The organism is Bacteroidota bacterium (genome assembly GCA_016706255.1).
Classification (GTDB): Bacteria; Bacteroidota; Bacteroidia; order Chitinophagales; family BACL12; genus UBA7236.
In genome coordinates, this window is sequence record JADJJZ010000001.1 from 283,339 (window position 1) to 309,689 (window position 26,351).

Genomic DNA, 26,351 nt, shown 5'->3' on the forward strand with positions numbered 1-26,351 from the left:
CGAATAAATTATTAATTATGCTGTCAGCATTGCTCTCAATTCCTCATCAATAGGAACAGATTTCATTGTGGTATTATCCACCATTGCAAAAGTTACATCTGCTTCAGCAATTAATTTCTGATCGTGTTTACGAACAACACGTTGGTGAACAGTTGCACTTCTATTGCTCATTTGTTTCATCTCTACACTAATTTCAAGCACATCATTTAATACACTTGGCCAACGGTAATGAATAGTTACACTTACTACCACAAAACTCATGTTTTTTCTTTCAAAAAAATCGAATGAAGTCAAGCGGTTAAGCCATTCCCAGCGGGTTTCTTCAAGAAATTCGAGGTATCGGGCATTATTAACATGTCCAAACATATCACAATGAAACCCTCTTACTTTTATTTCGTGCGTAAGCATAATTAACCACAAAGATGATAAAAGTTGAATAAATGGAAGTTAAAATGATTATATCAAACCGCTATTTCACATAAAACTGTATTTTTATAAAAAAAATAGCATGCATAATCAATCGATGTTGAAAGAAGGCAGCCTGAGTGGTAAAACCATTGTTGTTACAGGTGGTGGAACAGGTTTAGGTAAAAGTATGAGTAAATATTTTTTAGAACTTGGTGCTAACGTAGTAATTACCTCTCGCAAACTGGATGTAATTGAAAAAACTGCTGCTGAATTAAGTGCTGAAACAAAAGGGAATTGTTTTGCAGTTGCTTGTGATGTAAGAATTTATGAGCAGGTAGAAAATGTATTACAGGAATCGATAAAAAAATTCGGCAGAGTTGATATTTTATTAAACAATGCTGCAGGAAATTTTATCTCGCCTACTGAACGATTGAGCCACCGCGCTTTTGATACGGTAGTAGACATCGTTTTAAAAGGCAGTTATAATTGCACCCTAGCATTTGGAAAATATTGGATTGAAAATAAAATACCTGCTGCTGTTTTAAATATTGTTACCACTTACGCCTGGACAGGCAGCGGTTATGTAGTACCAAGTGCCTGTGGTAAAGCAGGTGTATTGGCACTTACAAGAAGTCTGGCTGTTGAATGGGGAAAATACGGTATCCGATTAAATGCAATTGCACCGGGACCTTTCCCGACTGAAGGTGCATGGAGCAGATTAATGCCACCCGATATGAAAGATGATTTCGATATCGCCAAACGCAATGCAATTGGCCGGGTTGGCGAACATCAGGAATTAGCAAATCTCGCAGCCTACCTGATTTCCGATTACGCATCCTATATTACCGGTGAAGTAGTGGTAATTGATGGCGGCGAATGGATAAAAGGTGCCGGTGAATTTAATATGCTGGATAAAGTGCCAACCCAGCTTTGGGATATGATGGAGATGATGCGAAAAAAGTGAGCAATTAGCTAATTAGCAAATTAGCTGATTAGCTAATGGGAGTAATCGTGCAATTGAACATTTGAGCTCTGAAGCAACTTTTATTTTGATTAGCTAATTAGCTGATTAGCTAATGGGAGTTATACTCGATTGAACATTTGAGCTCTGAAGCAACTTTTATTTTGTTTTATGATTAATTAATGCGCCCATTAGCTTGCAGCTAATGGGAGAAGAATGTCCATTTAACTACTTAGTTGATTTTACCGATAAATTTTGAATAATAAAACCAAACTTGTTGCTAGCTCAAAACCACATTAGCTAATTTGCTAATCACTGTTGTCGGGGAAAAACCAAAAAATTTTTTGGGGGTGTTTTTTTTTGGGGGGTTTTGGTTTGTGGTGGTTGGTGTTTTTGGGGGGGGGCCCCGGGGGGAAAAAAAAAGGGGGGGGGGGGGGGGGGGGTTTAAAAAAACAAATTTTTTGGGGGGGGGAAAAAAAAAAAAAAAATTTAAAAATTGTCCCCCGGCGGGGCCCCCCCCCCCCCGGGGGTGTGGGAAAAACCCCCCCCCCCTTTTTTGGGGGGGGTTTTTTTTTTTTTTTTTTTTCCCCCAAAAAAAACCAAAATCCCCCCCCCCCTTTTTTTTTTTTTTTTTTGGGGGGTTTTCCCCCCAAAAAAATTTATTGGATAGGGTGTTGTGTTTTGTGTTTTTTTTTTTTTTTTTTTTCCCCCGCCCGCGGCCGCCCCCGAACGGCCGGGGCTCCCGGCCCGCCCGGGAAAAAAAAAAAAAAAAAAAATTCCCCCCCCCGCCTCCCCTTCCCCCCCCCCCCCCCCCCCGGGGGGGTTTTTTTGGGTGTGTGCGGTCCCCGCCCGCCCCCCCCCCCCCCAAAAAACGGGGGGGGGGGGGGGGGGGGGGGGGGGGGGGGGGGGGGGGGGGGGGGGCCCCCCCGCCCCCCCCCGCCCGCCCCCCCCGGCCGGGCCCCCCCCCCCCCCCCCCCGCGGGCCCCGCGCGGGGGGGGGGGGGGGGGGGGGGGGGGGGAAAAAAAAAAAAGGGGGGGGTAGGGGGGGGGGGGGGGGGGGGGAAAAAAAAAAATAGGATTCGGGGTTTCGGAAAAAAAAAAAAAAAAAACCCTGGGGGGGGCCCCTTTTGGGGGGGGGCGGCGGGGGGGGGGGGGGGGGGGGGGGGGGGGGTGTTTCGGGCCCTCCCCCTGGGGGGGGGGGGCCGACCCCCCCGGGGGGGGTTTTTTGGGGGGTGTTCCCCCCCCCCCGGGGGGGGTTTGCGCCAAAGGGGGGGGGCGGAAAAACCCCCCCAAAACCAGGGGAAAAAGGGGGTAAACGACAAAAAATTTTGGTTTAGACCAATGGTCGTTTGGGGGGGGGGGCAAGGGGGGGGGGGGGGGGGGGGGGGGGGGGGGGGGGGGGGGGGGGGGGGGGGGGGGGGGGGGAAGGGGGGCTCGGGAAAGGGGGGGGGTTGGGGGGGAAAAAAAAAAAAAAAAAATTCTCCTTTTTTTTTACCGGACACCAGTGATTTGCTAATCAGCTAATTTGCTAATTCATTCCACCCTCTGCCAATTGTGCTACAAATGACGTTCTCGCTCAAAAACCCCATTAGCTAATCTGCTAATCAGCTAATTTGCTAATTCATTCCCCCCTCTGCCAATTGAGCTACAAATGACGTTCTCGCTCAAAAACCCCATTAGCTAATCTGCTAATCAGCTAATTTGCTAATTCATTCCCCCCTCTGCCAATTGAGCTACAAATGACGTTCTCGCTCAAAAACTCCATTTGCTAATTTGCTAATCAGCTAATTTGCTAATTAACCAAATTCACCTCCGGCACTATGGCAATTCCAAACTTATCCATCACACTTTGTTGAATGGTTTCAGCAAGTGCAATTATTTCCTGTCCTGTGGCATTGCCGTAATTGACTAAAACGAGGGCCTGGTCTTTGTGTGCACCGGTGTTGCCAACACGTTTGCCTTTCCAGCCGCATTGTTCAATTAACCAACCTGCAGGAACTTTGGTCAGGTTGTTTTGGGTGGTAAATCCGGGCATTTCAGGATAAACTAATTTTAAGTCATTGTAATGTGTGTTGCTTATTTCAGGGTTTTTGAAGAAACTTCCTGCATTACCTAAAATTTTAGGATCCGGCAATTTGCTGCTGCGAATAGCAATCACGGCATTACTGATATCTTTAATGGTAGGCGCAACTATTTGTTGTGCAGCTAACACATCCTTTATCGCACCATATTGCATTTTGATAACCGGATGTTTATTGAGTTTAAATGTAACAGCAGTAATAAAATATTTCCCTTTTAAATTGGTTTTAAATACACTGGTCCGATAACCGAATGCACACTCACCTTTTGAAAATATTTTGAGCTCACCGGTTAAAATATCAATAGCTTCAAGTGTTTCAAAAACATCAGTCAGTTCAACACCATAAGCACCAATGTTTTGAATTGGTGCTGCTCCAACTGTTCCGGGAATCAGGGAAAGGTTCTCAATTCCGCCCAAATTCAGATTTACACAAAACATGACCAATTCATGCCAAATCTCCCCTCCCGCTGCCTTAACCCAAACAAATTCGTCATCTTCATTAATGACTTGTTTGCCCTTGAGGTTATTTTTTATGACAATTCCATCGTAATCACCACCGAGTAAAATATTGCTGCCACCTCCGATGATGAAGTGTTTTGGGAAAATATTTTGGCATCTATAGATAGCGCAATCTCATTGATGCTATTTATAGTGATAAATTCCTTCGCGTTTGCAGATATGCCAAAAGTGTTATACGAACTTAGGTTAATATTATTACTTACTTCCAAAACTGACTTGAATTTTACTTATTAAACTTTCCGCAATCCCTATTTAAGGAGATTTTGAGTAATTTTACAGTAAATGTAAGGTAATTACAATAGTGTAAAAAATAAAATTTCTAACATGCAGGCATCTCGCAACCATTATATATTACTATCGATATTAACCTTTGCCTTGGTATTTACGACCCCTGTAAATGCACAAAATTACCGCTTGTTAAATGAAAATCGAGATCTAACGTTTGCCCGTCTCAAAACAACAGGGATGGATAGTATTTATTATTTCATTCAGGTTGATTCGTTTGAAGTTTCTGGCACTGACAGCATATTTTATTTCAACTATCAATTACAAAATTCCCCTGAACCTGAGTGCGACTTTATATATAATGATACCATTTTACTTGGCAACCGGGTAGTGGTTACGTCAGATACCGACGGCACTTATATCTTTTTCAACCAACAAAATGACAGTATTTTCATTAAGTCTACCATTAAAAATGGTGATACCTGGAAGATGTATAAGTGGCCTGATGGCAGTTATGTAAAAGCTACAGTTGTTAATCATATTTATGGCGGAATTATCAATGGCTTATTTGACTCATTGTATCGTGTTAAATTAAATGTTTTTACAGCCGCCGGCGCTATGCTTACAACGGTATTCCCTAATGACACAAAAATTGATATTTCTGAAAATTATGGACTCGTGGAAACTTTCAATTTAAATATTTTTCCATTACCGGGCGATTCACTTGCCAGGGTAACAAGGGGAATTACGAATCCGGATGTTGGCATTGTAGATGTTAATGCGCAACATGCATTTAATTTCAATACCGGATATGAATATCATTATAGAGAAGAAGTTGCACCGGACTTAATTTATGATGTTGACAAAAGAATTAGTGCTTTTAAGTATTTTGTATTGGCAAAAACATTGTCCCCAACTAATGCTTCATATTCAATAGAGCGCATTCAATTTGATACCCTTTACACTGATGACGGAATTCAACTAAATATCATTTGGGATACAATTAATCTTGTTTACAACTATACTGATTATGCATTTTTAGACACGCCTGAATTAAAAGTGTTCAATTCAACAAATGCCGGATATAGTGATTGGATGAAAGATGATACAATATTTGCCGGCATACCGCATAAATATGTTTATGATTGGTATCAATTTGATGAAGGAACAAGATGTTTGTCAAATCCGGAATTAATAAATATGCCTGAACAATTATATGGTGAAGGTTTAGGGGTTATGCATTATCTGGATTCAACCGACAATAGCAATTATTATAAATTAGATATGCAATATTTTAAATTAGGCCTGAATGAATGGGGAAATCCTTATGATTTTAGTGTGCTTGACAATAGCATATTCGGGGCCAAAACTTCTAATGAATTTAAAATATATCCTAACCCTACAAATAACTATATCAAATTACCTGAATATCTGGTTGATTTAAATAACTGTCAATTTTATATTTATAATCTGGAGGGTAAAACAATTAAAAGTGGCGAAAGTGATTACCTAATTGATGTAAGTAGCTTAACAAATGGCGTTTATTTTATACAGGTAATTACAACAAATGGAACATGGAATTCTACTTTTGTGAAGCAAAATTATTGAGCAACATTATTGATTTGATATAAAAGCCATTCTTCATTTTCATATACTATTTTCAAATTATTATTACTGTTGACAGTGCCTGTATCTAAATAAGTTGGGTAATTAGGATACGAATTTAAAAGCAGGTAGTTAACCTTGTTTTCCTTTATATTTTGCCACAACTTATTTCTGTTTATTACGTCAGGATAAACAATTGATTTTCTACCTGTAACTAAGCAAACTGCCCTAGGCTTGGACGCCATTATGACAACATTTTCACCGGTAGATTCTTTTATAAATTGCAATACACTATTACTTTCCTTACCGGTTAAACCATATTCATCTCCCTTAAAACTTTTATTTGTATAAAATGATACGAAGGATGAAAGAGCTAACAAAATATAAAAACCGGTAATAGCATTTTTAAGCCTTTCCGATTTAAAGATTGAAAACCCATAAACAATATAATACAAGTATAAAGGCAATAACGGAAGAAAAAACCTTAACCCCTGGTAGGAGGGCCAAAGTAATATTATAATCAAATTTCCTAAAAATAAAAATTCGGTGATGCCAATTTTTTTAAAAGTTTTTTTCAGGAAACCGATTAAAAAAAATGCCATTCCAATATAAAATGCAAGTGAATTTGTAAATATATTATGATAAGAGCCTATGAAAAAATCGCTAAATGAATTAAAGTACAATTGCACCGCATAACCAATCATTGATAGTACCTCATCAAAAGTTAATTCAGCATAAATATTTAAAACAATTCCAAAGTAGGATTCTCCCTGAACAAACAACTTCGACTGTATCCATGTGAACAATAAAAACAACGGTATCGTTATTAAAATGCGCAACCACTTTTGTGATCTTGTGAAAGCAGCAGTAAATAAAACTGCAGGTAACAAAACTATACCAATAGTTCTTATTGCATAAGTGAAATAAATCAAAAAGGCCAATATTACAAAGTGCACCCATTTGGTTGATTTCATGGCTTTCTCATACATAACTAATGCAGCCAGAGTGAACGTTGCACCCGGTATATCGGATAATATACTATCTCTTAATTGCCAGATAAATGGTGCGAATCCAAGCAATGCTATTATCCCAACAACATACCTCCCATCCACCTTATCTTTCAACCAAACATAAACAAGCCACAAAAAAATCAGGAAGAATAATAAGATGTAAATTTTATAGGCTAAAAAATTTAATCCGAAAAATGGTTGAACGATTGCTAATAACAACGGAAACCCCGGCGGATAACTTTGTGGGGCATAAGTTGGTGCCAAGTCGTTGTAAATGAAGCCTGTTTCTGCGTAAGGTTTACCGGTCGCAATATTTTCTGCATGCATTAAATACATGGCAAAGTCATCACCCCAGGCATGGGAGCTGTTCATGGTGATTAAACTAAAAATTGCAACTACAAAAAGCAGCAACAAAACCACACGGTTGAGATTCATGCTTGTTGATTAGAATTCAAACAAAAATAACAAAGAATCTCAAAAAAAATGGACAGAAGGGGTATTAATAACCCCTTCTATCCATACATATAATTATTCTGTTACAATTAACGGGGTAGTAACAATACCACTATTACCTTTTATATTGATTAAATAATAGCCCGGTAATAACCCCAAATTTGAAAATTTTAAAGTTTGAACCGATGTGCCATTTACATCAATTTCAGTTACAAAAATTATTTTTCCACCAATATCAGTGATAGTTAAATTATAGGTGTCGGGAATAGCAGACTGCAATGACAAAGTAAAGGCCCCTCTTGTAGGATTAGGAAAACAACTTAACTGACAGGCAGTGATTTCAATTTGTTCAACACCAACGGTATAGCCCGGTTTTAGCAAATAGGTAATATTAGTTGCATTAAAATAATCAGAAGGTGTTGTGCTAATGCCCATTAATAACAATTTATCAGACATTGGAACATATGCCATGGCAGGGAATAAATACTGAGTAGCAGGTAATACGAAATTATCTTCCGGAATGTAAACCATTTCTGTATTTATATTAATTGCAATTAATGCCAATGCTGTCGGGTCTGTTGAAGCTTTAGTTCCAACAATATAAATAAAATTACCGTCATCATTTATCGATAACATATTATAGATTCCACCACTTATGGGTTCCATTTCCGGATAGGCAAAACTGAATTTTTTTTCAAACAATTTTGTTTCCGGGTCGAAATACAATATTGCACATTCTAATGAGGGTTCAGATTTGTATGCCAATAAAGCATATTTACCATTTACCAATTTAGCATCTTCAATGGCAATATTATTTCCATAAACGGTCCAACCGGGTTCAGCAGGAATTAATTCAGAATTCATCACGGTAAAAGAATTAGTTATAGGATCAAAATACTCTGTTGTGGTAATTAAACCACCACCATAAGCAGGCCATCCTCCGGCAACAACAGCACCTCCATCATTTGTAGGTAAAATTAAAGCCTGCGCACGCGGAACATTTAAATTACCGGCTGTAACATAAACATTACCGGTGATATCATATAACTCAGTAGCTGCGGCAGCATAGTCATTGTACCAACCGCCTATAATTAAAACCCGACCATCGTTCAATTGCGCCGCAGCGGGTTGCATACGCGAATAATTCATGGTGCCTGCAGTAGTAAAAAGGTCAGTTTGAGGATTAAATATTTCATTTTCAGCATAAGCAGGAATACCCCAATCATAACCACCACCAACTAATAAATACCTTCCATCATTAAGCTTTGCAATTGCAGAAGCATCACGAGGTGTACTCATTCCAACTTCAGCAAAGGTGTTAGTTTCAGGATCATATAAATCAGTGTAATAACCCGAAACAAATCCATATTCTCTACCACCAAAAATTGCAATGCGACCATCATCCAATGTTGCAGTTAGCGGAACAATTCTGGTTCTGTTCATCAACGGCCCTGTTTCAACTAAGGCTCCACCTGTTTGTCCATAAATTTGTGGTATCAAACAAAATAACATCACAAAAAAAACACCTTTGCGTGTAATTCCTAATTCATTAAAATCTGTTTTCATAATAAAGAATTTATATTTCAAAAATAGCATACACTATTATCCGGGAATGGGACCGTTATCACTATTAAAAGAGATATAAATCAGGGTAGTAATTAGGTACTTACAACATGTATTTAATTACAATAAAAGGCATTCTAAAAAGTAAAGCAGTTATTTCCCTTTCACACGGTTTAACCCGGCTTTAGCAAGCCCATCAAGGGATGTTTGGTATTCTTTGTTGTCCATGTCGAGACAAATCTGATAATATTTTGCAGCGTTTTTATAATCCTTTTCAGTTTCATAAATAGTGCCTAAATAAAATGCAGAACCTGCAGCGTAGTAATAAGGTAAATCTGTTCCGAATTTTATGGTTGCGAGATAAAATCCTTTTGCTTTATCAGGCAAACCGGCCATGTCATAAATTCTCCCGGCACGATAAGTGAATTCTGCTTTATCCTTATCACTGGAAAAACTATCTGCGCTTTTGCCTTCGAGTTGTTTTAACGCATCTTTATAATATCCCCCATCAAATAGTAAACGCGATTTTAATAAGGTAACGTTCGGTATGGTTTTATTTTCGGCTTCATACAAGGCTTGTTTATCATCATCAATTAAATCATCGCCGCGTGATTTAACGTAATACATGTATTCCCAATATTTATCCTTATTTCCATTAATCAAAGCCATCCAGGCCATTTTCTGATAAGCTTCTTTAATATAATTTTTACCCTTATAACTATTGATAAATTTTTCGAAATGTGCACTTGCGCCGGTATCAAGTTTTCTTGCTTTCGCCAAACCGGTCATAAATTCAAGATATTGATAATTCATGTATTCTACTCCCGTTGGCCTGCCGTTTAACACTTCCAGTGCCAGGTCATTTCTGCCTGTGCGCATTGCCACACTTGCTTTGCAAAATACGTTGATGAGATTAGTTTTGGTGTCGAGGTCTTTTACAATATTCCAAGCAGTAGTTGCATCTCTCCCCAGATAAAGTGCTATAAATGCATAGTAGAGATATACTTCCTGCTTAAAAATAAATGTATTGGTTTTACTATATTCAATAATCGATTTTAATTCTTTTAATCCCTGGTCAATTGAACCATCCATGCCCAACATATTTACGCCCCATTTATATTGGTCGGGAATGGCGCCAACAATTGCATGCAACATGCCCAAACTCTTTTTATTGGCAATAAAATCAGGGAATTTTTTACTGTTTTCTTCCAATAATAAATATGCCTTACGCACATCTGTAAATGCAGATAAATATTCTTCAAACTTCAATTTGGAAAACGCCCATTGAATTAATACTTCGGCCTGACAATAGAGGTAATAAGGCGAGTTAACATCACCGTTATCCAATTTATCTAAACGTATAGCCTTGTTGGGTTCCAGCTTATCGAATTCCGCTTCGTTTTCGTTGATATAGGTGGTTAAAAAATCAATGTAATTTTCAACGTAATACGGAATGAGGTTTTTCGGATTTTCCTTTTTTTCTAATTCAAGTAATTGTTTGCCTTTCGCAAAACGAAGTTCCTGAATATTGGTATAGGCATCGATACAGCGCTGATTAAAATCATACTGTTGCGCTTTACCGGTAAATGGTAACAAAAATGCCATGAAGAATATAAAAAAATATTGCTTCATGGCATTTGAAAATTATGTTTAAAATTAAATTATGAATCCATTGCAGTTTCATCCACGAGGATGCGGCCGCAGTGTTCGCAAATAATAATTTTTTTAGCTTGTTTTATTTCCGCCTGACGCTGAGGTGGAACTACTGCGTAACAACCGCCACATGAGTTACGTGAAACGGCAACTACAGCTAAACCGTTGCGGTATGATGAACGGATACGATAATAAGCACCCATTAAACGTTCTTCAATTTCCTTTTCAGCTTTTTCTGCTTTTTTAGCAAAATCAGCTTCTTCTTTTTCCGTTTCTTCGATGATGCGTTCTAATTCTTCTTTTTTCTTTTTCAGGTCTTTTTTCTTGTTTTCAAAAACCTCTTTTGCATCTTCAATTGCTTTTGCTTTTGCATCTTTCAAAAAGCCGGCTTCTTTGATTTTTTTCTCACACAATTCGATATCCAGTTTATTCAACTCGATTTCTTTTGTTAAAGCATCAAATTCACGACTGTTTTTAACTGCATTTTGCTGCGTCTCATATTTTTTAATCTGAGTTTTAGCATTTGCAATAGTGGTTTTACGGCCTGAAATGTCGCTTTCAATCTCTTTCAACTCCGATTCGAGTTTGTGCATCCGCGTTTCAAGACCAACAATTTCATCTTCTAAATCGCTCACCTCCATAGGAAGTTCGCCCTTTAAAATGGTAATGTCGTCGATTTTGGAATGTATCTTCTGCAATTTCCAAAGCGCCTGTAAGCTTTCTTTTATTGATAATTCCTTCACTGCTGCCATAATTTATAGGTAGTTAATAGGATTAGTGTTAATTTTTGACAAATGAACCGCAAAGGTAGCAAATTTTTTCATCAATAAGTCGGAAATCAATTCAATTGTGTATTGCTCGCTCTCATAATGCCCGATATCTGCAATCACTAAACGGCTGTCGGCGTCAAAAAACTCGTGGTACTTGAAATCAGCCGAAACATACACATCAGCACCTGCTGCAATGGCATCTTTAAGCAAAAACGCCCCGGAACCGCCACACAGTGCGACTTTCCGAACCGGCTTACCCGATAACTTGGTATGTCGAACTGCCCCGCATTGCATAGTTTGCTTCAGTTTTTGCAGGAATTCCATCTCCTCCATAGGTGTTTCATAAACCCCAACCAAACCCGCTCCTACATCCTGAAATTTATTGTCTAAACTGTATATGTCGTAAGCTACCTCTTCATAAGGATGTACCTTTATTAAGGCGGCCAGTAGTTTAGACTGAAGGTAACTTGGGAATATTACCTCTATTCGCTCCTCATTTTCAAAATGGTCCTCCCCTATGGTGCCCACGTAGGGATTTGTAGTAGCATCACCCCTAAAAGTGCCTGTTCCTTCAACGCTGAAGCTGCAATGGTCATAATGACCAATATGTCCGCCACCGGCTTCAAACAGCGCAAAACGCACGTCACCGGCATTGGCAACAGGTGCAAAAGTGACCAGTTTTTTTAAAATGCCTTGTTTGGGAGATAGCACCCTGGTAGAAATAAGGCCTAGTTTTTCCGCAATTTTAGCATTTACACCATGACGAACATTGTCAAGGTTGGTATGGATGGCATAAATCGCGATATCATGTTTAATGGCTTTAATAATGGTCCTTTCGATGTAATTATTGCCATTCAGTCGTTTTAACCCGCCAAAAATGATGGGATGATGGGCAATTACCAGATTACAATTTAATGTTATCGCCTCATCTATAACCGACTCCAGCGAATCGAGACAAATCAGCGCACCAGTAACTTCAGTTTTGCGATTTCCGGTAAGCAGTCCGGCGTTGTCGTAACCTTCCTGTAATGACAGCGGGGCGATTGTTTCGAGATAACTTACTATATCCTGAATGGTCATACCTGCGAAATTAGGAAAATATGTTTCAGTAAGCCAAAAATCAGTTACTGGAAAATCTTATTTATGGCAATTGATTCCACCTTGTTCCGCTGTGATTTGTGCGTTGGTGTTTATTTGAGGACTAACGTATGGAATGCCGAGATTTAATCCGCGCAGAATTAATAACACGCCAATAACCACACTAAAAGCAGGGAGATATTTTCTGATTGCCAATTTTTTCTTCCAGCTTAAATAATTACCAAAAGCAGAAAATAAATAGAGCATAGGAAAAGTGCCAAGGCCAAATAACAACATATAAATACCACCGGTTACAATTGCACCTCCGGCTACTGCTCCTGCTAATGCAAGATAAACTAACCCACAAGGTAATAGTCCATTAAAGAATCCTAAAATTGCAACTGATTTAAATCCTGTTTGTGTTAATGCTTTTCCAATTTTATTTTTTACAAAATTGTTGTATCGCATTAACCAGGTAAATTTTGGCTGTGCAGATGACCATTGTTGAAAAAAAATAATGATTAAAACAATTAATCCGGAAACAATTGAAACAATTTGCTGCCATCCGGCAAATGCAAAACTCATTCCAATTGCTCCGAAAATTAATCCTAATAAAATATAGGCAAAAATGCGGGAAGCATTATATACCAGTCCATTCAAAAACGGATTTCCTTTATTTTGAAAATTAAATGATAACGCTAATGGTCCGCACATGCCAGCGCAGTGTAAACTACCGAATAAGCCGGTAACAAAAGCCGTTATCAATAATCCATTCACAAAAACAACTCTTTTTCTGTGTAATAATTTGTATTGTTATACACCCATTTTATTTTAACTGTATAAGCGCCTGTTGCAAACTGACTTTTGCTAAATGATTGCATGCCACTTGCATCTAATTTCAACGCTTGTCTGATATCATTTTCAGAATTGGATGCTTTATAAAAATACACCTCACCTGATGCAGCTCCTGCAAATTGTGCAGGAAATTGTAGAACCACTGCAGACTGCTGAGCACTTACTTCAATTGAATCGTTGTATTGTGCAGCATTGTTGGAGGCATCAATCTGATCCTGGAATTTTAATTCTTCAGCATAATAATCAGGTGTTACCAAATCGTAATCCTGCTGAAAACTTTTTACAACCATAAATATCATAACCCCAACAAATGCGAGATATACAAATAATATTTTTTTACCCCAGTTCATAGTTTTATTTTTTTGGTGATGGTCCTAAAAATGATGCTTTTACCGTGCGTATTCTTTTTTCATCATTATACACACCGATTTCAAGGTCGGTTTGCATACTTTTTATCTGGTCGCGTTTCATTACAATAAAGAAAGTACCTTCTGCAAGTGTTTCCTTTTGAACTGCAATTTCTTTCCCTATCATCTCCACACTGGCTTCTGCATTTTCCACTTTTAAATGTATCGGAAAACCTTCATGTGTTTTATTGGCAATTTTAATATTATACAGATTTGTAATATACACACTATCGCGTTTTTGATATAATTGTCCTGAAGCACGTGTAATTGTGGCTGTTACATCTTTTCTTGTTGCCAGCATAATAGTTAATACGGCAACCAAAATAAATAACACCAGCGAATATGCTTTCATTCTTGATGTAAATTTTAATTTTTCGCCGGTAACAATATTATTTTCGGAAGTATATCTAACCAATCCTCTTGGTTTTTCAATTTTATCCATAATACTATCACATGCATCAATACATGCTGTACAGTTTACACATTCCAACTGGGTTCCATTTCTGATATCAATACCGGTAGGGCAAACGCGTACACATAAACCACAGTCAATACAGTCGCCTAATTGTTGCGGTGCTTCATCATGTTTATGATGTCCGCGCGGTTCACCGCGTTTGTAATCGTATGCAACAATTACTGAAAACTTATCTAATAATACACCTTGTAATCGTCCGTAAGGGCATGCAAATGCACAAACTTGTTCACGTAAAAACGCAAATACGCCGTAAAACGCAACAGTAAATACCAGCATTATGGCAAAACCGCCAATATGTTCTTTTAATGAACCTGTTGCAATTTCGAACACCTGATCTACACCAATAATATAGGCGAGGAAAGTATTGCCGACTAAAAATGAAAACAGAAAGAAAATTATCTGTTTACTCGCTTTTTTTATAATTTTTTCGGTAGTCCAGGGCGATTTGGCTAATTTACGTTGTTGTTCTGCTGTTCCTTCAATCCAATATTCGATTTTTCGAAACACCATTTCCATAAATACCGTTTGCGGACAAACCCATCCGCAAAATAACCTTCCGTAAAGTACCGTAAAGAAAATAATAAACACCAGGAAGGTTAACATGCCCAGTGCAAATAAAAAGAAATCCTGTGGCCAGAATATTTGACCGAATAAAATAAATTTTCGGTCCGGAATATTGAACAGGAATAAAGGTTCACCATGAACCTGAATAAAAGGTAGTGTAAAAAATGCAATCAGATAGATATAACTGACAATAGAACGCCAATTATAAAATCTTCCTGAGGGTTTTGACGCGAATACCCATTTTCTATGTCCTTCCTCATCAGCAGTATAGATGATGTCGCGAAAGGATTTTTGCTCTTCCATAAATTTATTTTTGCCCGCAGCATATTTCAACGATTAAAATATACTGTCTCTGAATTTTTCTGCCTGAATTACAATTGCATTGCTGAAATTGTATATTAACTAAGCAGTTATCCCTGTTTAGGGACAACTGCTTAGCTGAGTTTATTTTATTACAGCCACTTTTAGTGTATCTGTTGCCAGTGTATCTAATGGTGTTGCTGTGGTATCTGTTGGAGCTGCACCACCTTCTACATAAAGGTCGCCCTGTTTTTCTTTAGGATTAGGCGGATTAGTTCCGTGTAATGATTTAATATAATTTGTTACTTCAAAAATTTGTTTTGCTGTTAATACGCCGTCCCATGCAGCCATTGCTTTTCCGGGAACACCATATTTTACAGTTTTAAACAAATCGTTTATTTTACCGCCATGAATCCAAAAATCATCTGTTAAATTAGGACCTGCATCTCCACCGCCATCTGTTCTGTGACAGGTTGCGCAGTAATTATTAAATGTTGATTTTCCATTTGACAATACTGCAACATCGGTTGATAAAACCACAGTGTTTTCATCATAACTGGCAGATGCACTTGACAGGTAAGCAGCTAATTCAATTTCAGCTTTTTTTACTGATGCGTCGTATTCCTCAATTTGATTCATACCACCACCAATATTATAATACCATAAATACACAATGGCAAAACCGATAGTGAAAAAGAAAATATATTGTAACCATGGTGGCATACTATTATCTAATTCATGTATTCCATCATAATCATGATCTTCAATTAATAATTCTTCTTCGCGTTCAATAGGCACTTTGTAGTTCCATTTATCCCACAATTTTGCAATCCATGTTTCATGTTTAACACCTGTTGCAACTTGTTCTGCTTTACTTAATTGCATGAGCATTAATGCCAGATAAGCAATTACACAAATTTCAATGGCAATTAAAATATATAATGGCAGAAAATCACTTTTCCAAAACGAACTGGCAGCAGATTCAGTAGCGGCAGCAGGTGTTCCCTGAGCCATTAAGTTACCTGTTGCTAATAATGTTATGGCAAGAATAACCAGCGATTTTAAATTACCGCTGTTCTTTTTCATGTCATTTATTTTTTTCTGACCGCCCCAAATTACTACTTCAGCTAATGCATATATTACATAAAATAATATAGCTGCCACTGCAATAAGAATCCAAAACGTGGTATCACTTAAATACCAGTTGCGGGGTGCCTGGGTTGTTGCCTGTGCCCAGATAGGTGAAGCCGAAAACAGCATTAATCCTGTAAGCAGCAATCCGGCATTGAGTTTTTTATTTTTCATCTCAATGGTTATTTAATTATTTAAATTATTAGGGTTACTATTATCCAAAGGAATATTTCTGATTTCATCAATAGATGATTTATCCATTTTCTGAACCCAATAAAATAATCCGATAAAAAAGACAAAGAATATGAACAGTGAGATAATTGGATAAATACTCACTCCATCAATGTCCGACAAATAATGCATGAAGTTCATAGTCTTTATTTTTTAACTTGATTTTGCAAATTGGTTTCTGTATTAATATCTACACCTAAACGCTGCAAGTAGGCTATCAGGGCGATAATTTCGGCAGTACTTGATGATTCAATTTCTTTTTCAGTTTGCAGATTCGCTGCAATTTGATCAGCTTGTTTCATCAAATCCTGATTGGCAATTTTATCATATCCTTCCGGATATGGAACACCCAATTTTTGCATTACTCTGATTTTAGCAGCAGTAGTACTGGTATCCAGCTCATTTTTATGTAACCATGGATATGGAGGCATAACACTTCCTGTGGAAACTTCACCAGGATTGAGCATATGCATATAATGCCATGAATCATTTTTCTTTAATGTTCCCACACCTTCACGTGCTAAATCCGGTCCGGTACGTTTTGAACCCCATTGGAATGGATGGTCATAAACAAATTCACCGGCTTTACTATATTCACCGTATCGTTTTACTTCACTTCTAAACGGACGTACCATTTGTGAGTGACACACATAACAACCTTCGCGCACATAAATATCACGACCTTGTAATTCGAGTGGTGTATATGGTTTAACACTGGCAATAGTTGGAATATTTGATTTAATTAAGAAAGTTGGTACCAATTCAATTACACCGCCGATAATTACCATCACTAAAGCAAGAATCATAAATTGAACAGGTCTTCTTTCGAGTGGACGATGCCAGAATTCACCTTTAGGTTTATTATAGGTTTTAGCCATTGCAGGAACTTCAACATCTTCATTTGCAAGGAATGAACCTTGTTTAGCAGTTTTAATTAAGTTCCATGCCATTACAAACACACCAATTAAATATAATGTACCACCTATTGAACGCAGTGCATACATACCTTTTAATTGTGTACTTGTTTCAAGGAAAGTATAAGATAAATTTCCTTCCGGAGTAAAATCTTTCCACATTAATGCCTGCGTAAATCCACTCCAATACATTGGCACAGCATAAACTAATATACCTAATGTACCAATCCAGAAATGGAAATTCGCTGCTGATTTTGAATAGATATTTGTTCTCCACATTTTTGGAATTAACCAATATAAAATACCAAATGTGAGGAAACCATTCCATCCTAATGCACCAATATGCACGTGAGCAACAATCCAGTCGGTAAAGTGACCAATTGCGTTTACGTTTTTGAGTGATAACATTGGGCCTTCAAAAGTTGACATACCGTAAGCTGTTACGGCAACAACCATGAATTTTAATACAACATCTTCACGTACTTTATCCCATGCACCACGCAAGGTTAACAAACCATTCACCATACCACCCCATGAAGGTGCAATCAACATAATTGAAAATACGGTTCCTAAAGTTTGTGCCCAATGTGGCAATGCAGTATATAATAAGTGGTGAGGTCCTGCCCAGATGTATAAAAATATTAATGTCCAAAAGTGTACGATAGATAATTTATAAGAATATACCGGACGGTTGGCAGCTTTAGGAAGAAAATAATACATCAATCCTAAATAAGGTGTGGTTAAGAAAAATGCCACCGCATTGTGTCCATACCACCACTGCACTAATGCATCCTGCACACCCGCATAAATCGGATAACTTTTTGTAAGTGAAATTGGAATTTCAAGTGAGTTAACAATATGCAACATAGCAACCGTTACCAGGGTAGCAATGTAGAACCAGATACCCACATAAATGTGGCGTTCTCTTCTTTTAATGATGGTACCCATCATGTTAATACCAAAGATTACCCAAACCAATGTAATTAATATGTCGATTGGCCATTCCAATTCAGCATACTCTTTACCGGTTGTGATACCCATTGATAATGAAAGTGCAGCAAGCACAATAATTAACTGCCAGGCCCAGAAATGCAGTTTACTTAAAAAATCGCTCAACATACGTGTTTTACACAAACGCTGCAGCGAATAATAAACGCCCATAAAAATACCATTACCCACAAATGCAAAAATCACGGCATTCGTGTGAATTGGTCTGTCCCGGCTAAATGTGAGTTGAGGAATTCCCATGTTGAGTTTTGGAAACACTAATTCAAGTGCAATCCACAAACCCACTGTCATTCCAATAATACCCCAAAAAACAGTGGCTACCGCGAACTGTTTTACAATTTTGTTGTCATAACTGACTTTTACGTAATCCATACGTTACTTTTTGGTTTTAGTAGATGTTGTTGCTTGAGATTTTACCTGTTGATCGTCGAATAACATTCTTACACCGGGTGTGTAATCATCTTCATACTGGCCTTTTTTTACTGACCAAATGAAGGCAACCAAAAATCCTCCGGCTACCAAAATGCTTGCTCCAATTAACAGAATTATTACGCTCATAATCAGGTGCTAAGTTGACTCAGTAACTATTGGATACAGATGACATACTTCACACCAAATGGTGATTTATGTCACCTTATTGTGCTTGTTGTGCCGCATCGAAAAAACATCTTATTGAAAACCGGGGTGGAGAAACCTAATGCAGGATTGCATTTTAGGATTAAAAACATAAAAAAATTCAAACTCCATGTTAGGGGTTCCTAGAATTTATTAATTACACAATTGTCACAAATTACTTTTTAAGCAACCTTTTTGCAGCAAGGGTAGTCATGCCTGTTGTAAAGCTTACAATTGTTATCGTGCTCAGTGGCATTAAAATAGCAGCAATTACCGGCGCCAGCATACCCTGCAAAGCAAAATATAAACCAACCAGATTGTAGATAATCGATAAAATGAAACTTCCTGTAATCACCCATTTACCTGCTTTCGCAAAAGCAAAAAGTTTAGGCAGTTTGGTGAGTTGATTTACATCCATAACCACATCGCTGGCAGGTGTAAAATTGCTGTTTTGGCTTACAGCTATTCCAACATCACTTTGTTGCAGTGCACCGGCATCGTTTAAGCCATCACCTAACATCATTACATGTAAATTTTGTGCCTGCAATTTTTTAATAAATGCCAATTTATCGTGTGGTGTTTGTTCAAAATATAAGTTGTTTGCGCCAAAATAATTTTCAAGATATTTTTTATCGCTATCATTATCACCACTTAGTAAATAAATTTGATAATGCTTTTTAGCATGCGCCAGCATATCATCAAAACCACTTCTGTAACGGTTTGCAAAATTGTAATTCCCTTTTATATTTCCATCAATCGAAATATATACATTACCATGCTGTGTAATTTCTGTATCCGGCAAATTGGTAAATGACCTTGATCCAATTAATATTTTATGTCCATTTACCAATGCTGAAACACCTTTACCTGCAACCTCAGTAAATTCATCTACCGTTGTTTGTGTATTTTTTCCTAAAACATTTGCAATTGCGCGACTGTAGGGGTGATTTGATTGCGCCGCAACCGCTGCTACCATTAGCTTTTCGTCCTTCGACAAAGGTAACCCAACATAACTTGCACCTGTTGTATTCGACTGTGTTAATGTTCCTGTTTTGTCGAATACGATGGCATCTATTTTATTAAATGCAGCAATTACATTTGCGTTTTTTAAATAAATGCCAAAATTGCCAAAATATCGAATTGCATTTCCATTTGTAAATGTTGCAGATAACAATAATGCGCACGGACAAGCAACTATCATTGGCGTAATAAATGCATCTGCCGCACGTTGTGTATCGCCCTGAATTAACCAGTATAATGATGCTATAGAAGAAATAATTAATACAATTAAAGCGAAATAACGCCCCAGTGTTTGCACAAAATCTTTTTTCTCATCTTCTTTATGATTCGTATTAATATTATTCCATAATTGTGTGAGATAACTTTGTGCAACAGGTTTAATTACGCGCAATTGAATTGCTGAACCAACCTGTTTTCCTCCTGCATAAATGAGTTCGCCAATTTTTTTATCCACCGGATCAGCTTCACCGGTTACGAAACTGTAATCGATATTTCCCTTTCCCATCACCAAAAGCGCATCGGCAGGAATTAATTCGTGATTACGTACTACAATAGTATCGCCTTCCTTTATTTCAGATAATGGAATTTGCTGCTCTTCACCTTTATCAAGTAAGGCAACCGATAACGGGAAATAAGATTTATAATCCCTGTCGAAGGATATTGTTTTATAGGTTAAATCCTGAAAATATCTTCCAACCAGCATGAAGAATACAATACCGGTCATTGAGTCAAAATATCCGGCACTATGTTCAACAAAAACCGCATATAAACTTCGTGTAAATGTGAAAATGATGGCCAATGCAATAGGTACATCGATATTCAGGAAATTATTTTTTAAACTTTTCCATGATGAAGTATAAAATTCACCTGCGCAATAAAAAAATACCGGTAAGGCAAGAATTAAAGATAAATAACGGAATAAAATCCGCAGCGCAACATCTTCCACTTCACCACCTGCAAGATATTCAGGAAATGCCATCATCATGATATTTCCAAATGCAAATCCGGCAATTCCGATTTTAATTAATCGAGATTTTTGTAATTTTTTTTCAGGTTGTTTTTCAATATCCTGCAAACTTAATAAAGGCTCATACCCAATAGAATCAAGCATTGCAGCCGTTTCACCCAACGAAATTGCCGATTCATCGAATACCAGTGTAATTTCTTTTTTCGGAAAATCGACACGTGATTGTAAGATTGCTTTATTCATTTGATGCATGTGTTCCAGCAGCCAAATACAGGAACTACAATGCATAGTAGGTAAATAAAATGTAACATGGGTTTGATTGCCATCTGCAAACCGAATAAATTTTTCTCTAACACTTTGTTTATCTAAAACGGCATATTTATTTAATGCAACTTTATTTTTTTGTGTTAAACCCGGATGCTCCTGCATGTCGTAATAAGAGCATAAATCGTTATCTCTTAATATTTCATACACTGTTTTACATCCAAAACAACAAAAGTATTTTTCTTCAATATGAAATTCATGGTCGCTGCAAGGTTCACCACAGTGGTAGCATGTAGTTTGGGCAGAAGTAGTGGTTGTATCAACCACCGGTGCGAATTTTGGCATAACTTGAAAATAACTCCAAAGCTATGCCGCTTGACACCTCATATAAAATGACTTAGGTCACCGTTTCCGGTTTTATTAATGAATCACATTTATGCGCTGATAATACAAGTTTGAATCGGAAGTACCGGTAATTACATAACCACCAGCAGGTAAATCTGAAAGTGATAAGCTGCCATTATTAGCAGTTACTTTTTCCGAGTAAACGGCTTTCCCGAACATGTCATATATATTAATGGTGTACGCTTCTTGTTGTTCACCAAAATTATATTGCACCAAACCGGTAGACACTGTTGGATATATATTGAATGCAGCAGGATTTAATTCAGCAATTCCGGTGATGTCGTTATCGTTAATCTGCACAACGATATCAGGTATTACATAATTATCATAAATCGTATCATCTGTAGTTACAGCGCATGTTATAACACCAATATGCGGACCTTCATGAAAAATGTCATCATAAATGATAAGCATTACTGTTTTTGCTATGATGGCACTATCACCTTTAAATTTCAAATTTAAATCTGCATTATGACCTTTCCCTAAATCAAGGTCATCATCAGGGTCAAGATTAATGGTAACCGTTGAGGTTGGTATACTTTCGAGCACTAAAGAAAAATACATGGTATCACTTTCTGTGCCTGCTAAAGCAGCGGTATCGGTAAAAGTAATTCCCGGTTCCAAATCATTATCGTGAATTAATATATCAAACGAAGGAATGGTAAATACACTATAATCATCATCGGCGGTGGTGATGGTAAAACTTACATTACCAAAATGTTCACCTTCAAATAATACATCATCGTAAGCTCTTACGTTAAGCACATGATTGGTGAGGGCTGATGAATTTGGCGGAAACGCAAGTGTAACGGGCTCTCCGGGGATTCCTGTTATACGCAATTGTGCATCAGGTGTAAGTGTAATAAATACACTATCCGTCGGCACAGAATTTAATGCAATAATCACAGGCACTTCACCCAAATCTTCATTTAACTCAAGCGGAAAAGGTTCTGTATAATTAAGACCCGGAGCACTGTCATTATCAGCAATCGGATAAATTACATCTTCAATAAATAGTGCAGCATAATCAGGATCATCGCTGCTAATAGTAAAATGAATTGTACCACTGTGTAAACCCTCATAAATTCCATCATCAAATGCACGAATTGCTGCACCATCAAATGATAATGCACCTGCATTTGGCGGAAAAACAATTTCCACTGCTTCACCCGGAACACCGGTTATGCGCAATTGATCATCAGGATCGATAGTTATAATAACTGTATCGGTGGGTATAGAATTTAATGCAAGCAACAAATCAACTCCGGGCACGCCTTCAGTTAAAAAAGTATCTATTGGAAAATTGGTGTTAATTCCGGGAGGTAAATCGTTGTCTAAAATGAGATATGACATTTCAGGAATTGATAAAACACCGTAATCTATATCATCAGAAATAATCACAAAATTTAATACGCCGTAGTGGTCACCTTCCACTTCAACATCATCTACCGGTTTAACTTTAAACTCCTTGGCAATTAATGCAGCAGGATAAGGTGTAAACATGAGTGTATCCGCTATTCCGGGGCCGCCACCAACATTTACTTCTTCATTAGGATAACAAATTACATAAACAGTATCGGTGGGAACAGAAGCCAGTGCAATATCAACAGGTGTAAATATTGCAGGATAATCTTCATCAAGTGTATCTATAACTGTTGTAACTACAAAAGCCGGAATTGTATCATCCAAAACTGCATAAGCATAACGAACAGGGGGCTGCGGAGTAGTTGGTTTCGAAAAAACAACAAACGGAAGCAGCAGGAGGAGTAAAAAGAAAATGAGGAGAAGCCAATCTACCCGTAGTTTTGGCCATGATTTCGTAAATTTCATATTTGGGAATAAAAGTACTTGTGTTTGCATCTTAAAACAACCGGTTTTGTACAAAGTTGGGCTTTTTTCATGTGAAACACCCTATCTGTTTAGTAAAGCAAAAAAATAAGGAATGATTCTTGTTGAAGTTTAGGTCTGATTGAAGGTTTTAATTTCTAATTTTGCAACAATAATTTCCAATTTCGGCATATGAAACAACTAATTTACGGATTGCTGGTGCTATTAATGATTTCCGGTTCTGAGGCTATTATGGCTCAAACTCAACCCATTGAAACAACTGAGCAGGATAATAGTGTAAAGGAAGATGACAACGGTAATTCAACTGCTAAACAAAAAGATTGGAAAGATCGTATTGTGGTAGGCGGAAATTTAGGGGCTCAATTTGGAAGCTCTACTTACATTGAAGTATCACCAATTGTTGGTTATAAGGTTACCGATAAATTTACGGCAGGTATTGGATTTTCTTACCAGTATTTCAGTGAAAACTACAACGACCCATATTTTGTGGACTATAAAGCATCGGTTTATGGACCCAGAGTGTTTTTACAGCACGACATTTTATTCGGATTTTTTGCACATGCCGAATATGAATATTCCTGGTATAAATTTAAATATGAAGATTTTTATGCAACTGAAATTACCGGAGAGGTTCCTGCATTATTTATCGGAGGTGGTTATAATTACTACATTACCGACAATGCAAAATTGCAAATAATGGCTTTGTATGATTTGCTGAATGGCCCCAATTCACTGTATTACAGCCCTTGGGTATTCAGAATTGGTTTCAGCACAGGATTTTAACCCTGTGCCTTACCTATCAAAAATTTCGTTTTATTAAATATCGAGATTTGCGTATTTCGCGTTTGCCTCAATAAACTCGCGGCGAGGCGGAACATCTTCACCCATCAACATTGAGAAAATATGGTCTGCTTCTGCAGCGCTGTCGATTGTAACCTGACGCAGCGTTCTTGTTGCAGGATTCATAGTAGTTTCCCAAAGCTGTTCAGCATTCATCTCTCCCAAACCTTTGTATCGTTGAACGTGTACTGAACTTTCGTTTCCACCTTTTGCAAATTCTGCTGTTGCGGCTTTACGATCATCTTCGTTCCAGCAATATTGTTGGTCTTTGCCTTTTTTAACGAGATATAGTGGCGGAGTTGCAATGTAGATGAAACCTTGTTGCACCAACTCATAACATTTTCTGAAGAAGAAAGTCAGAATAAGCGTTGTAATGTGGCTACCATCCACGTCGGCATCGGTCATGATGATAATTTTGTGATAACGGAGTTTTGCCGTATCTACAGTTTTATCTTCAGCCGGCATTACGCCTAAAGCGGTAAATATGTTTTTAATCTCTTCGTTGTCGAAAATTTTATAATCCAGTGCTTTTTCAACGTTCAGAATTTTACCTCTTAAAGGTAATATTGCCTGAAACGTTCTGTTACGGCCTTGTTTGGCAGTTCCACCGGCGCTATCCCCTTCCACAAGATACAACTCACATTTTTCAGCAGCTTTTTCGGTGCAGTCGGCCAGTTTACCCGGCAATCCGCCACCACCAAATGCGCTTTTACGTTGCACCATTTCGCGAGCCTTACGGGCTGCAATACGCGCCTGAGCAGCAAGAATTACCTTTCCGATAATTAAACGTGCCTGTTTAGGATTTTCTTCGAGGTAGTTATTTAAAACTTCACCGGAAATAGTATCCACAATACCCATCACCTCATTGTTACCCAATTTGGTTTTGGTTTGACCTTCGAACTGCGGTTCAGGAACTTTAACTGAAATAAGTGCCGTTAAACCTTCACGGAAGTCATCGCCTGAAATTTCCACTTTTGCCTTTTCAAACATGCCTTCGCGGTCGCCATACGATTTAAACGTTCTGGTTAAAGCTCTTCTGAAACCTGCAACGTGTGTTCCACCTTCAATCGTATTGATATTGTTTACATACGAGTGAATATTTTCGTTATAGGAATCGTTGTATTGTAAAGCGATTTCAACCTGCACATTATCGCGGGCACCTTCGGCGTAAATTGGTTCCGGAATAATTGAAGCACGGGTGCCGTCAAGATATTTCACGAATTCAATCAATCCGCCTTCACTGTGAAATGATTCGCCGGGGTGATTACCATTTTCATCAACCACACGTTCGTCAACGATATTGAGGGTTATACCGCGATTTAAGAATGCGAGTTCTCTCAACCTTGCAGCCAGTGTTTCGTATTTATATTCAGAAACGGTAAAAATGGTATCATCCGGTTTAAAGGTTACATAAGTACCGGTAATATTCGATTCCCCAATTTCTTTAACCGGGTATAATGGTTTACCCTCGCTGAATTCCTGTTTGTAAATTTTACCATTACGGTGCACTTCAGCTTCAAGGTGGGTAGACAATGCGTTAACGCAGGAAACACCCACGCCGTGCAAACCGCCGGAAACCTTATAAGTATCTTTATCGAATTTACCACCTGCGTGTAATACGGTCATTACCACTTCGAGTGCCGATCTGTTTTCTTTTTTATGTAATTCGGTAGGAATACCGCGACCATCATCTTTAACGCGTATGCTGTTACCCGGAAGAATGGCCACATCGATATTTCGGCAATATCCTGCCAATGCCTCATCAATAGAGTTATCAACTACTTCATATACCAGGTGATGTAAACCTTTAAAGCCGGTATCACCGATATACATCGCCGGGCGTTTTCTAACTGCTTCAAGACCTTCTAAAACCTGAATATTTTCAGCCGTGTAGGTCGACTGTTTTTTAATAACTTCTTGTTCTTTTTCCATAATTTTCTACCTCATTCAGAGCGTAATCCGGACCTTTGTTTTTGAGACCGGTTTTTTATTTATTTTTCGATGCACAAAATTACATCTTTATACGCTGAAAACATAAGATTTTCAGGTATTTCAGACAATTTTTATACACTCAATTTCAACATTATTTTAACAACTAAAGTTCGCTGTTAAAAATGCACTTAAAATGTTAAAAAATAAAAGGGTTTGCGAGATGTTGCTATTTCGCAACAAAGCACATAAACA

The 26,351-nt window shown here is 37.9% G+C and carries 19 protein-coding genes and 1 pseudogene; 3 read left to right on the top strand and 17 right to left on the bottom strand.

The window, feature by feature from the left end:
* Positions 1 to 15: 15 nt before the first annotated feature.
* Positions 16 to 408 carry an acyl-CoA thioesterase gene (locus tag IPI65_01250; GenBank protein ID MBK7440188.1) on the bottom strand — a complete coding sequence of 131 codons (393 nt, stop codon included), beginning with the start codon at positions 406 to 408 and terminating at the stop codon, positions 16 to 18.
* 100 nt (positions 409 to 508) lie between these two features.
* On the opposite strand from IPI65_01250, the gene IPI65_01255 reads away from it, so the two are divergent.
* Positions 509 to 1,372 carry an SDR family oxidoreductase gene (locus IPI65_01255; GenBank protein MBK7440189.1) on the top strand — a complete coding sequence of 288 codons (864 nt, stop codon included), beginning with the start codon at positions 509 to 511 and terminating at the stop codon, positions 1,370 to 1,372.
* Positions 1,373 to 3,160: 1,788 nt separating this feature from the next.
* Here IPI65_01255 and murB read toward each other — a convergent pair.
* Positions 3,161 to 4,176 (bottom strand): annotated as a pseudogene (murB, locus tag IPI65_01260) (UDP-N-acetylmuramate dehydrogenase).
* Between the two features lie 115 nt (positions 4,177 to 4,291).
* On the opposite strand from murB, the gene IPI65_01265 reads away from it, so the two are divergent.
* Positions 4,292 to 5,800 (top strand): T9SS type A sorting domain-containing protein, encoded by a 1,509-nt coding sequence (locus IPI65_01265; protein ID MBK7440190.1) that lies wholly within the window; start codon positions 4,292 to 4,294, stop codon positions 5,798 to 5,800.
* Here IPI65_01265 and IPI65_01270 read toward each other — a convergent pair.
* The 14 genes from IPI65_01270 to IPI65_01335 form a co-directional block, all read right to left on the bottom strand.
* Positions 5,794 to 7,242 (bottom strand): hypothetical protein, encoded by a 1,449-nt coding sequence (locus IPI65_01270; GenBank protein ID MBK7440191.1) that lies wholly within the window; start codon positions 7,240 to 7,242, stop codon positions 5,794 to 5,796. The two genes, IPI65_01265 and IPI65_01270, sit on opposite strands and share 7 nt — an antisense overlap.
* A 93-nt stretch (positions 7,243 to 7,335) precedes the next feature.
* Complete coding sequence (locus tag IPI65_01275) at positions 7,336 to 8,826, bottom strand: T9SS type A sorting domain-containing protein (GenBank protein ID MBK7440192.1); 1,491 nt, start codon at positions 8,824 to 8,826, stop codon at positions 7,336 to 7,338.
* 150 nt (positions 8,827 to 8,976) lie between these two features.
* Positions 8,977 to 10,455: a hypothetical protein gene (locus tag IPI65_01280; protein MBK7440193.1), complete on the bottom strand. Its 1,479-nt coding sequence runs from the start codon at positions 10,453 to 10,455 to the stop codon at positions 8,977 to 8,979.
* A 29-nt stretch (positions 10,456 to 10,484) separates the two neighbouring features.
* The gene (locus IPI65_01285) at positions 10,485 to 11,228 is read right to left on the bottom strand and encodes a hypothetical protein (protein ID MBK7440194.1); all 744 of its coding nucleotides are present in this window, start codon (positions 11,226 to 11,228) and stop codon (positions 10,485 to 10,487) included.
* Positions 11,229 to 11,231: 3 nt separating this feature from the next.
* Positions 11,232 to 12,326, bottom strand: coding sequence for a Nif3-like dinuclear metal center hexameric protein (locus IPI65_01290; GenBank protein MBK7440195.1), 1,095 nt, complete (start codon positions 12,324 to 12,326; stop codon positions 11,232 to 11,234).
* 57 nt (positions 12,327 to 12,383) lie between these two features.
* Positions 12,384 to 13,100 (bottom strand): sulfite exporter TauE/SafE family protein, encoded by a 717-nt coding sequence (locus IPI65_01295; GenBank protein MBK7440196.1) that lies wholly within the window; start codon positions 13,098 to 13,100, stop codon positions 12,384 to 12,386.
* On the bottom strand, positions 13,097 to 13,528 hold the full coding sequence (locus IPI65_01300; protein MBK7440197.1) for a FixH family protein: 432 nt from the start codon (positions 13,526 to 13,528) through the stop codon (positions 13,097 to 13,099). Before IPI65_01300 ends, IPI65_01295 begins: the two co-directional genes overlap by 4 nt.
* 4 nt (positions 13,529 to 13,532) lie before the next feature.
* Positions 13,533 to 14,927, bottom strand: coding sequence for a cytochrome c oxidase accessory protein CcoG (gene ccoG, locus IPI65_01305; GenBank protein ID MBK7440198.1), 1,395 nt, complete (start codon positions 14,925 to 14,927; stop codon positions 13,533 to 13,535).
* Positions 14,928 to 15,068: 141 nt separating this feature from the next.
* Positions 15,069 to 16,229: a c-type cytochrome gene (locus IPI65_01310; GenBank protein MBK7440199.1), complete on the bottom strand. Its 1,161-nt coding sequence runs from the start codon at positions 16,227 to 16,229 to the stop codon at positions 15,069 to 15,071.
* A gap of 12 nt (positions 16,230 to 16,241) precedes the next feature.
* A complete protein-coding gene (locus IPI65_01315) occupies positions 16,242 to 16,427 on the bottom strand; it encodes a CcoQ/FixQ family Cbb3-type cytochrome c oxidase assembly chaperone (GenBank protein MBK7440200.1) in 186 nt (61 codons plus the stop codon).
* Between the two features lie 5 nt (positions 16,428 to 16,432).
* Positions 16,433 to 18,580 carry a cytochrome-c oxidase, cbb3-type subunit I gene (ccoN, locus tag IPI65_01320; protein ID MBK7440201.1) on the bottom strand — a complete coding sequence of 716 codons (2,148 nt, stop codon included), beginning with the start codon at positions 18,578 to 18,580 and terminating at the stop codon, positions 16,433 to 16,435.
* Positions 18,581 to 18,583: 3 nt separating this feature from the next.
* Positions 18,584 to 18,766, bottom strand: a complete 183-nt coding sequence (gene ccoS, locus IPI65_01325) for a cbb3-type cytochrome oxidase assembly protein CcoS (GenBank protein MBK7440202.1) — start codon at positions 18,764 to 18,766, stop codon at positions 18,584 to 18,586.
* A 232-nt stretch (positions 18,767 to 18,998) separates the two neighbouring features.
* Positions 18,999 to 21,419, bottom strand: a complete 2,421-nt coding sequence (locus IPI65_01330) for a heavy metal translocating P-type ATPase metal-binding domain-containing protein (GenBank protein MBK7440203.1) — start codon at positions 21,417 to 21,419, stop codon at positions 18,999 to 19,001.
* Between the two features lie 75 nt (positions 21,420 to 21,494).
* Entirely contained in the window at positions 21,495 to 23,309 is a 1,815-nt protein-coding gene (locus IPI65_01335; GenBank protein MBK7440204.1) for a T9SS type A sorting domain-containing protein, read from the bottom strand.
* Between the two features lie 189 nt (positions 23,310 to 23,498).
* Between IPI65_01335 and IPI65_01340 the strand changes: the two genes are divergently transcribed.
* Positions 23,499 to 24,110, top strand: a complete 612-nt coding sequence (locus tag IPI65_01340) for a hypothetical protein (protein ID MBK7440205.1) — start codon at positions 23,499 to 23,501, stop codon at positions 24,108 to 24,110.
* A gap of 33 nt (positions 24,111 to 24,143) precedes the next feature.
* Here the strand turns inward: IPI65_01340 and gyrB are convergent, their stop codons facing one another.
* Positions 24,144 to 26,099, bottom strand: a complete 1,956-nt coding sequence (gyrB, locus tag IPI65_01345) for a DNA topoisomerase (ATP-hydrolyzing) subunit B (protein MBK7440206.1) — start codon at positions 26,097 to 26,099, stop codon at positions 24,144 to 24,146.
* Positions 26,100 to 26,351: the final 252 nt, after the last annotated feature.

Coding starts and splice junctions, on each gene's coding strand:
- IPI65_01285 (MBK7440194.1), bottom strand. CDS start 11,228: ATGGCAGCAGTGAAGGAATTATCAATAAAAGAAAGCTTACAGGCGCTT.
- IPI65_01315 (MBK7440200.1), bottom strand. CDS start 16,427: ATGAACTTCATGCATTATTTGTCGGACATTGATGGAGTGAGTATTTAT.
- IPI65_01330 (MBK7440203.1), bottom strand. CDS start 21,419: ATGCCAAAATTCGCACCGGTGGTTGATACAACCACTACTTCTGCCCAA.
- IPI65_01255 (MBK7440189.1), top strand. CDS start 509: ATGCATAATCAATCGATGTTGAAAGAAGGCAGCCTGAGTGGTAAAACC.
- ccoN (MBK7440201.1), bottom strand. CDS start 18,580: ATGGATTACGTAAAAGTCAGTTATGACAACAAAATTGTAAAACAGTTC.
- IPI65_01250 (MBK7440188.1), bottom strand. CDS start 408: ATGCTTACGCACGAAATAAAAGTAAGAGGGTTTCATTGTGATATGTTT.
- ccoS (MBK7440202.1), bottom strand. CDS start 18,766: ATGAGCGTAATAATTCTGTTAATTGGAGCAAGCATTTTGGTAGCCGGA.
- IPI65_01310 (MBK7440199.1), bottom strand. CDS start 16,229: ATGAAAAATAAAAAACTCAATGCCGGATTGCTGCTTACAGGATTAATG.
- IPI65_01290 (MBK7440195.1), bottom strand. CDS start 12,326: ATGACCATTCAGGATATAGTAAGTTATCTCGAAACAATCGCCCCGCTG.
- IPI65_01280 (MBK7440193.1), bottom strand. CDS start 10,455: ATGAAGCAATATTTTTTTATATTCTTCATGGCATTTTTGTTACCATTT.
- IPI65_01340 (MBK7440205.1), top strand. CDS start 23,499: ATGAAACAACTAATTTACGGATTGCTGGTGCTATTAATGATTTCCGGT.
- ccoG (MBK7440198.1), bottom strand. CDS start 14,927: ATGGAAGAGCAAAAATCCTTTCGCGACATCATCTATACTGCTGATGAG.
- IPI65_01275 (MBK7440192.1), bottom strand. CDS start 8,826: ATGAAAACAGATTTTAATGAATTAGGAATTACACGCAAAGGTGTTTTT.
- gyrB (MBK7440206.1), bottom strand. CDS start 26,099: ATGGAAAAAGAACAAGAAGTTATTAAAAAACAGTCGACCTACACGGCT.
- IPI65_01335 (MBK7440204.1), bottom strand. CDS start 23,309: ATGAAATTTACGAAATCATGGCCAAAACTACGGGTAGATTGGCTTCTC.
- IPI65_01300 (MBK7440197.1), bottom strand. CDS start 13,528: ATGAACTGGGGTAAAAAAATATTATTTGTATATCTCGCATTTGTTGGG.
- IPI65_01270 (MBK7440191.1), bottom strand. CDS start 7,242: ATGAATCTCAACCGTGTGGTTTTGTTGCTGCTTTTTGTAGTTGCAATT.
- IPI65_01265 (MBK7440190.1), top strand. CDS start 4,292: ATGCAGGCATCTCGCAACCATTATATATTACTATCGATATTAACCTTT.